This window comes from Plesiocystis pacifica SIR-1, from assembly GCF_000170895.1.
Lineage (GTDB): Bacteria > Myxococcota_A > Polyangia > Nannocystales > Nannocystaceae > Plesiocystis > Plesiocystis pacifica.
Genome location: NZ_ABCS01000059.1, coordinates 53588 through 62564, shown reverse-complemented (window position 1 = coordinate 62564; position 8977 = coordinate 53588). Strand labels below are relative to the sequence as shown.

General features: G+C 68.6%; 7 protein-coding genes. 2 read left to right on the top strand and 5 right to left on the bottom strand.

The window, feature by feature from the left end; genetic code table 11:
* Positions 1 to 444: 444 nt before the first annotated feature.
* Positions 445 to 2760 carry a molybdopterin-dependent oxidoreductase gene (locus PPSIR1_RS25845; RefSeq protein WP_045116747.1) on the top strand — a complete coding sequence of 772 codons (2316 nt, stop codon included), beginning with the start codon at positions 445 to 447 and terminating at the stop codon, positions 2758 to 2760.
* Between the two features lie 18 nt (positions 2761 to 2778).
* On the opposite strand, the gene nadA is transcribed toward PPSIR1_RS25845, so the two are convergent.
* The gene (gene nadA / locus PPSIR1_RS25840; RefSeq protein ID WP_086001699.1) at positions 2779 to 4239 is read right to left on the bottom strand and encodes a quinolinate synthase NadA; all 1461 of its coding nucleotides are present in this window, start codon (positions 4237 to 4239) and stop codon (positions 2779 to 2781) included.
* A gap of 483 nt (positions 4240 to 4722) precedes the next feature.
* Here nadA and PPSIR1_RS25835 point away from each other — a divergent pair, with 483 nt between their 5' ends.
* Positions 4723 to 5901 carry a hypothetical protein gene (locus PPSIR1_RS25835; RefSeq protein ID WP_006974135.1) on the top strand — a complete coding sequence of 393 codons (1179 nt, stop codon included), beginning with the start codon at positions 4723 to 4725 and terminating at the stop codon, positions 5899 to 5901.
* 31 nt (positions 5902 to 5932) lie between these two features.
* Here PPSIR1_RS25835 and PPSIR1_RS25830 read toward each other — a convergent pair whose 3' ends face one another.
* The 4 genes from PPSIR1_RS25830 to PPSIR1_RS43825 all read right to left on the bottom strand — a co-directional run bounded on the left by PPSIR1_RS25830 (position 5933) and on the right by PPSIR1_RS43825 (position 8941).
* Entirely contained in the window at positions 5933 to 6850 is a 918-nt protein-coding gene (locus PPSIR1_RS25830) for a class I SAM-dependent methyltransferase (protein WP_006974134.1), read from the bottom strand.
* Positions 6850 to 7665 carry a hypothetical protein gene (locus PPSIR1_RS25825; protein ID WP_006974133.1) on the bottom strand — a complete coding sequence of 272 codons (816 nt, stop codon included), beginning with the start codon at positions 7663 to 7665 and terminating at the stop codon, positions 6850 to 6852. Before PPSIR1_RS25825 ends, PPSIR1_RS25830 begins: the two co-directional genes overlap by 1 nt.
* A 108-nt stretch (positions 7666 to 7773) precedes the next feature.
* On the bottom strand, positions 7774 to 8250 hold the full coding sequence (locus PPSIR1_RS25820; RefSeq protein WP_157595988.1) for a J domain-containing protein: 477 nt from the start codon (positions 8248 to 8250) through the stop codon (positions 7774 to 7776).
* A 103-nt stretch (positions 8251 to 8353) separates the two neighbouring features.
* Positions 8354 to 8941, bottom strand: coding sequence for a PilZ domain-containing protein (locus PPSIR1_RS43825; protein WP_269744731.1), 588 nt, complete (start codon positions 8939 to 8941; stop codon positions 8354 to 8356).
* Between the last annotated feature and the right edge of the window lie 36 nt (positions 8942 to 8977).

Sequence of the window (8977 nt, the reverse complement as noted above, 5' to 3'; positions counted from 1 at the left end):
GACGGGCACAAAAGGGGCAAGGGGGTCGGATCCCCCAGCGCAAGGAGCCGCCCAACCGATCGGCGAAGCCGAGGGACCCCACCCACCTTCACCGCCCAACACCACCTCAGCCCATGCCGTCAGGCGACAGCGGGGGATTCGACCCCCTTGACCCGTGCCCGCTCTCCATCAGAGCCAAGCCCCCCGCAAACCCGGACGAAATCCTCCCCCAGGCAATGAACCCGCACGTCCATGCCGTCAGGCGACGGCCAGGGATCTGCCCCCCTTGACCCGTGCCCGCTCTCCATCAGAGCCAAGCCCCCCGCAAAACCCGGAACTCCAACCCGCGCCATCAGCACCGCGAAAGTAACTCGCGCTTTGCGCAATTTCACCCTTAGTGGTACATAAACACAGTTCAAACACTGTCTCGCCCCTTCCGAGCAGCGTTTGTCCGTGGAGGATGCGATGACCCAAGGCGAAGCTCCCTGGCGCAAGAGCGCCTGTATTTTGTGCAGCCTCAACTGCGGGCTCGAGGTTCAGACCGGTGGCGAAGGCGGCCGGGAGATCCTCAAGGTCCGCGGCGACCGCTCGCACCCCGGCAGCAAGGGCTACCTATGCGAGAAGGCCCAGCGCCTGAACTACTACCAAAATGGCCGCGACCGCCTGCAATCCCCCATGCGTCGCCGCGAGGACGGCAGCTTCGAGGCCGTCAGCTGGGACGTCGCCATCGACGAGATCGCCGAGCGCTTCGAGGCCATCAAAGAGCGCCACGGCGGCGACAAAATTTTGTTCTACGGCGGCGGCGGCCAGGGCAACCACCTCGGGGGCGCCTACGGCAACGCGACCTTGTCGGCGCTGGGCGTGAAGTACCGGTCCAACGCGCTGGCTCAGGAGAAGACCGGCGAGTTCTGGGTCGCGGGCAAGATGTTCGGCGCGGGCATCCACGGCGACTTCGAGCACGCCGAGGTCGCCGTGTTCATCGGCAAGAACCCCTGGCAGTCCCACGGCTTCGCCCGCGCTCGGGCGGTCATCAAGGAGATCCAAAAAGACCCCGCGCGGACCATGGTGGTCATCGATCCCCGGCGCAGCGAGACCGCGGCCAAGGCCGACATGCACCTGCAGCTGCGCCCGGGCACGGACGCGTGGCTGCTCGCCGCGCTCGCGGCCGTGATCGTCCAGGACGAGCTCTTCGACCGCGCCTTCGTCGACGAGCGCACCGAGGGCTTCGAGCTCATCGCCCCCTTGCTCGCCGAGATCCCCGTGGCCGAGTACGCCGAGCACTGCGGCGTACCCGAAGACCAGATCCGGGCCCTCGCCCAGCTCATGGCCAAGGCCTCCTCGGTCTCGGTGTTCGAGGACCTGGGCATGCAGATGAACCGCAACTCGACGCTGTGCAGCTACCTCCAGCGCCTGAGCTGGGTGCTGACCGGGCACTTCGCCAAGCAGGGCAGCAACAACGCCTTCGTGCCCTTCCTGAGCCTCAGCGCCGCGAGCAAGGGCAAGGTCGGCAAGGCCGCGGCCAATCAAAAGCGGCGCAAGCGGGTCAGCCCGGTGACGGGGTCGAAGATCATCATCGGGCTGATCCCCTGCAACGTGATGGCCGAGGAGATCCTCGCCGATCACCCCGACCGCTTCCGGGCCATGCTGATCGAGAGCGGCAACCCAGTGCACTCCGTGGCCGACAGCCAAAAGATGCGCGAGGCCATGGCCGCCCTCGAGTTCTCCGTGGTCATCGACGTGGCCATGACCGAGACGGCCCGCTGCGCCGACTACGTGCTCCCGGCGGCGAGCCAGTTCGAGAAGGCCGAGTGCACCTTCTTCAACCTCGAGTTCCCGCGCAACGTCTTCCACCTGCGCCACGCCCTGTTCGATCCGCTCCCGGGCACGCTGCCCGAAGCCGAGATCCACGCCCGGCTGGTCATGAAGCTCGCGGGGATCCGCGACGCCGACATCCGCCCCCTGGCGCTCGCCGCCCGGGTCGGACGCCCGGCCCTGGCCGCGGCCGTGGGCGCGCTGATGGCCGCCTACCCGGCCTGGTTCGACTACCTGCCCGTGCTGCTCTACCGCGCCCTGGGACCGCAGCTGCCCGAGGACGCCCGGGAGGCCGCGGTGATCTGGGCCCTGTCGCACCTCTACGTGCAGGCCGAGCCCGAGGCCGCCGCGGGCGCGGGCTACGGCGCGGGCACCAAGCTGTCGAGCCTGCGCGCGGGCGAGAAGCTGTTCGGGGACATCCTGAGCGCGCGCACCGGGGTGACCTACGCGGTCAACGAGGACTACGCCGACAGCTGGTCGCGGATCCGCGGCCGCATCCGCCTGGCGATCCCCGAGCTGTTCGCCGACGTCGTCCGGCTGCGCTACGAGCCGCCCGCGAGCGACACCGAATACCCCTTCGTGCTGTCCGCGGGCGAGCGCCGCTCGGAGTCGACGAACACGATCATCCGCAACCCGGCCGTGCACAAAAAACCCCGGGGCGCCGCCCTGCGCATCGCCCCCGCTGACGCCGAGTCTCTGGGCGTCGCCGACGGGGACGCCGTGCGCGTGACCACCCGCCGAGGCGCCTGCGAGGTCCGCGTCGAGGTCAGCGCGATGATGCAGCCCGGCCACGTCTCGCTGCCCAACGGCTTTGGCCTCGACTACCAGCCCCGCGGCGAGGAGGCCCGCTCCTTCGGCGTCGCGCCCAACGAGCTGACGGCCTCGGAGGACCGCGACCCGATCGCGGGGACGCCGTGGCACAAGTACGTGCCGGCGAAGATCGACCGGGTGCAGCCCGCGCCCAACTGAGCGACTCGCTCGCCACGCTCAGCGGCTGCGAACGTCGCTGAGCAGCTCGTCGGACAGCGCGCCCCCGCGCTGGAAGCCGCGCATGTGCAAGATCGGGACGGTTCCCAGGGCGGCGACGCTCTGGCCCGCGATCTCCTCGGCGTACTTCTCGGGCTCGAAGGCGGCGAGCCCGTCCCGCCCAGCGCCCAGGCGCTCGAGCAGGTCGGTGAGCGCGTCGAGGCTGTTCATTTTCATATAGGGACAGGTCGCGCAACCGCCGGCGGTCGAGCAGCCCTCGCCTCCGGCGACGCCGGGGATCACCGGCAGCGCCGCGTCCTGCGTGGTCGCCACGGCCTCGGCCGCCACGGGGAAGATGATCTCGACCTCGACCTGCTCGCCCGCGGGTCCCGCGGCGGCGAGGCGCTCGCGGATGCTGCGGACGATCGCCGTGACCATGCCGGCCTCGGTGCCGAGCACGAAGCGACAGCGCCGAGCGCCCTCCCCCTCGCCCACCTTGGCTACGGCCGCGTCCACGCCCGCTCCGATGTGATCGAGGATGTTCTTGGTCGAGCCGATCACCCCCCGCCCCTCGCGCTGGGCCTTCAACGCCAGCGCGAACATCTCGCCGGGGACCTCGAGGTGCGCCGTGACGTGCACGTCGGGATCGGCGGCGTAGTAGTCGGCCTCGACGCGCTGGGTGACCTCGGCGCCGAACATGTGGTGGACCACGCAGTTGCCCTGCTCGAAGTAGTGAAAACGTGGCAACAGGGCCTGGACGCTCGCCCGGTCGTGGGCGGGGTGCAGGGCCTGGATCGCCGCGTCGTCGAGCTCGGCGAGGGTCCCGAACAAGCGCGCGAGGTTCTGGCCCATATAGGTGTCGGGCCCAAACCACACGTGGGCTTCGGGCTCCTGCGCAAAGGTCTGGAGCACGGTAGCGACGACGTTGCTCGAGGTGCAGGTGATCGTCGGCACCTTGTGGTGGGCTCGCGCCTTGGTCCGCAAGCTGGTGTTGATATAGACGACGTGTAGGGAATTGGGCGTGTTCGCGGCCTGGTCCAACCACGCCCCGTAGGCGAGGGCCTCGGCCGACTCGGCCAGCGAGCAACCAATTGCCGATTCGGACACTCGCCAGCACCCAGTGTCTTCGAGGCCCGTGGCGTCGAGCATGGCGCGCACGTTCTCCGACATGAAGTCGACACCGAGGACCACGACCTCGCGGGCGCCGGCCTCGGCCATCTCGCAGGCCCGATCCGCCATCACCAGGGAGTCCGACACGTAGATGTGCGGCCACTGGTCGGCGCAGGCCGAGAGCACGCCCTGGAGCTCGGCGTCCATATAGAAGTGCGCCACGACCCCAGCCTCGCGGCTACGCAGGAGGCCGAGCAAGCGCTCGACGACCTCGGGATCGGGGTCCAGAAACTCGGCCTGGGCCTCGGCGAAGGCCCCCTGGGCGGCAAAGCCGTCGGCGCGGATGATCAATGCGGGGAAGGGCGCAGCCATCTGGTTGCCGGGGAGCGTACCTCCCTTTTGGGCCCCGCGGTGCCCCCCGATGCGGGGTCGGCACGACTTTGCGCGCGTTCGTGCGCACGCTCCGCCATGCGCGTGAACCCCGAAATGCGCGCGCTCTTCGGCTGATTTCTAAATTCTCGCCCAGACTAGCCACAAATAACTTATCTACTTTCGGCTGACTGACCCCCATGTCACGCCACGTCACCCCTGACACTTTTGGTCACCCATGAGGCACAGAGTGATACGATTTGGCTTCGGTACCTGATGAAAATACAACCTGCATGCGCGAATATTACCAGTGAAGTCAATCTTGTAATTTCCTGTGCCATTTCAGCACGAACAAGACACCATTTAATGAGTTGATTAATTGGCACCACTTGCTAGTTTGCCTCCATGTTCAAAATGTCGCTCCTTCGTCGGGACACCCAACCCCGGATCTCCACCCTATTCGCTACACTCTGCGCCGTCGGTGCATTGAGCGCATGCACCCTCGAAGAGGAGAGCATCGAAGGCGAACCGCTGGTCGAAGAATCGAGCGCCTTCGAAACCCTCGACGACACCCTGGCCCCCGGCGAGAGCTCGGCCCAGACCCACGAGGGTGAGACCTGCACCTGGGACTCCCACTGCCCCGATGACGCCCCCGCTTGCGTCAGCGGCCTCTGCTACGACGGCAGCGACGGCGATCCCTGTGACTACAACCAGGACTGTGCCCCCGGAAACCGCTGCGCCGACGGCGTGTGTCTGGACGGTGGTGAAGGTGACGCCTGCAACTATGACTCGCACTGCAACGCGACCGCGCCCTACTGCGCGGACGGGGCTTGCTCGCCCGGTGATGCCGGAGACGCTTGCCTGTTCAACAGCGATTGCTCCCCCGGCGCCCCCTCCTGCGTGAACAACGAGTGCTCCGCTGGCGGCTCGGGCTCGGGCTGCGTCAACGACCTCGACTGCTCCCCCTCGGCCCCCTACTGCGCGAGCGGGACCTGCTCCCCCGGTGCCGAGGGCGACAGCTGTGCGGGCGACGCGGACTGCTCGCCGGGCGCCCCCTATTGCGCCTTCGGCCAGTGCTCCGAGGGCGCCGTCGGAGACGCCTGCAACGGCGACGCGGACTGCGGTGTGGACGCGCCCCTGTGCTCGGGTGGGCTCTGCTCCGCCGGCGCGGCCGGGGACAGCTGCAACTATGACAGCGACTGCTCCGCCGACGCCCCCTACTGCGCCGTCGACGAGTGCTCCGCTGGCAACGCGGGCGACTCCTGCGACGTCGTCAACGACTGCTCCCCCGACGCGCCGCTGTGCGTGGGTGACGAGGGCGCCGAGACCTGCTCGGCCGGTGCGCTCGGTGACGCCTGCGGCTACGACGGCGACTGCTCGGGCGACGCGCCGCTGTGCTCGCAGGGCGCCTGCTCCGAGGGTGACCTCGGCGACGCCTGCGACTACGACTCGGACTGCTCCGCCGACGCGCCGCTGTGCTCCCTCGGTGCCTGCTCCGCCGGCAACGAAGGCGACGCCTGCGACTTCGACACGGACTGCTCCGCGGCCGCGCCCTACTGCTCGGACCTGACCGACCAGTGCACCACCGGCGAGGCCGGGGCGCCCTGCAGCCTCAACGCCGACTGCGCCAACGCCTGCCACCCCGCCCTGCAGCAGTGCATCTGAGCTCGCCCGCTAGCCCGAGCTAGACGAGCTGCTAAGCCCGCGTCGCCCCGCCAGAGGGGTCGGCGCGGGCTTTTTCGGCGACGATGTAGACGAGCCAGCTGTCCTGCTGCTCGACGACCTCGACCTCCTCGTACTCGCCCGTGCCCTCGAGCATCCCGTCGTCGTCGTCGTCGTCGTCCTCGTCCTCTTCTTCGACCTTCTCCCAGTAGACGCGGACGTTCTCGAAACCGACCGCGTAGAGGAGGTCGCGCATCTCGGTGATCGACCACAGCCGCCAGTCGTAGGTGAAGGCCTTCTCGAGCCGCGAACCGTCGCTGAACTCGAAGTGGATGTGGCAGACGATCTCGTTGGTGATCGGGTTGAAGGAGGCCTGCTCCCACACGTAGTCGAAGTCCTCGAGTTCGCGGGTCTCCTCGTCGGTGTCGATGGCCGTGAGCCCGCCGAACAGCTCGAAGAAGGCCAGGCCCCGGTCCGCGAGGCTGGTGTAGACCTGCTCGAGGTAGCGCTTGAGGACGTGGCGCTCCTTGAAGATGCAGAAGCTGAAGTTCAGCGCCGCGACCACGTCGGCGCCCTCGATGGCCTCGTTGTCGACCTCGAGCACGTCGGCCTCGATCAGCTGCAGGCGATCGCCGATGGCGTCCGCGTTGGGCTCGAGGTTGTTGACCCGCCCCCACTCGAGGGTGGCCGCGTCGTAGTCGACGCCGATCGCCCGGCGCGACTCGTCCTCGAGGCACCAGGTCAAGGACAGCTGGGCCGTGCCACAAAAGTCCTCGCGCAGCAGCGCGGGGCTCGAGCCGCGCAGCTCTTCATAGATGGTCGAGAACAGCTCGCAGTCCGCCTCGGGGGACTGGACGGCCTGCTCGTAGAGCTCGTGGGTGTCCGCGAGGTCGGCCAGCGTTTGGCGGGCCTTCTTGGTCTTGCGCTTGCGCTTGTGCTTCTTGCCGCCCATTAGACTTCCGCCGTGAGGTAGACCCACCATACGCCACGATTGTCGAGGCGGGTAATCGAGGTGTAGACGCCGGTCTCGTCGCCGTCTTCGTCCTCTTGCTCGGCCCACACGCGGACCCGGGAGAAGCCGGCCTCGAGCAGGAGCTCGCGCAGCTCGGGCAGGCTCCACACCCGCCACGAGTAGGTGTAGGCCTCCTCGATGCGCGAGCCGTCCTCGAGCTCGAAGTGGATCGCGCAGTTCATGTCGTGGGTCAGCGGGTCGTAGTCGAGCTGCTCCCACTCGTAGGTGAAGGGCTCGCCGTCGTTGACCACGCCCTCGGGGTCCACGACCTGCCGGGCGTTGTGGTCGGGCATACTCATCTCGCTGCCGCCGTAGGCGTCGAGGAAGAGCACCCCGTCCTCGACCAGGCCGGCCTTCGCGGCCTCGAAGTAGGCGCGCAGCTGGTCCCGGGTCTTGAAGCACCAGTAGGAGAAGTTGTAGCCGACGGCGACGTCGGTCCGCGGCGGCTCGGGCTCGAGCACGTTGGCCTTGCGCAGCTCGATGCGCGCGGCGTAGTCGACCCCGTCGGCCTTGCACGCCGGGCGGATGCGCTTGCGCATGCCCCAGCTCATGGTCGGCTTGTGCAGGTCGACGCCGATCGCCGTGCGCCGCTCGTCGGTGCGGACCCACTCGAGGCTGAACACCGCCGTTCCGCAAAAGCCCTCGCGCAGGCTCAGCGCCTCGCGGCCCCGGAGCTTGCGGAAGGTCTCCGCGACGAAGGCGACCTCGGTCTCGGGATCCTGGACGGACAGCTCGTAGAGATCGTGACGATCCACCTCGGCTGCGCGACCCACTAGTTTTGAACGCTTCGACGAACGACGCTTGGCCATTGCTGTCGCGCGGATTTAGTGGAGCGCGCAGGGGCGGTCAAGCACAAAAAACCCCTAGCCCTCGCCGATGTGGGTCTTGATGCCTTCGTAGGCCTCGGTGATCTTGCGCGCGACTTCGGTCGCCGCGGCGTACTTGTCGGGATCGGAGGCGAAGCGGTCGGGGTGATACTTGGCGACCAGCTTGCGGTAGGACTTGCGCACGACGGTGAAGTCGGAGCCCGGGGGCACCTCGAGGGTCCGGTACCAGCCCTCGATGGTCCGGGGCGTCACCCCGGCGCGGCCGCTCGTCCCGCCCCGCGCCCGGGCCTCGTCGAAGGCGCGCTCCCAGGCCTCCTCGGCCTTGTCGGCCACGTTGCGAGCGCGACGGCCCGCCCGCGCGCCGATCGTGTTGTCGACCTCCTGGGCGAGCTCCCGCTCGAGCTCGTCATCGAGGCGCCGACGCTCTCGAACCTCGGGATCGGTCGTGAACGCGCTGGCGAAGTCCGTGACGTTCGCGCGCGCGACGTCGATTAGCCGTTTCCCGATGCCCACCACCAGAGTTTGGTGCCTCTGGGCCCCGAATACAAATCCGGCTGCCCGCCTCGGCGGCCCCGCTTCCAGGTGCCGCTGTCAGGCCCCGAGGAGGGGGCTCAGCTCAATCCCCGCCGATCTCACCCGAGACGGACATCGAGTCCCGGGACTCGTCGATCACCGGCGCCGGGGTGCCCACGATGGGGAGGGCCCCGGTCTCGTCTCCGCCCAGAGAGCGCACCTGCCGGTGACGCCCGCTGCCCGTCACCGCCGCGATGGAGTCGCTGCCCTGGGGCCGAGTGGGGGTCCGCCGGCGCTTGCCCGCGCTCTTGGGCGTGCCCAAGGGCGCGCCGCTGTCGATGGGTCGGCGCCGCGCGAGGCACTCGTCGATGCGCAGCCGCATGGCCGGGTCGACCCGGGTGAAGCGGATGCCCATGCCCGGCGGGTCGTCCGAGTGCCGCACGACCTCGCCGAGGACCTCGACGACCACGGGATCGTCGAGCAGCACGCTAAAGCGCAGCTCGATGCTCGCCCCGATCGTGAGGATGTCGCTGGTGTGCACGAACACCCCGGTGGTCGACAGATCGGAGACCCAAGTCCCGCTCGTGCCGCCCACCTCGAGCCCCGCGAACTCGCGGTTGATGCTCACCCGCTCCGAGCGTCGCCGCTCCCCCGGCTCGTGGGGGCTTGAGTCATCCCGTCGACGCGTCACCGCGCGGCCAGCATATCGCGCTTCCCCCGTGATCCG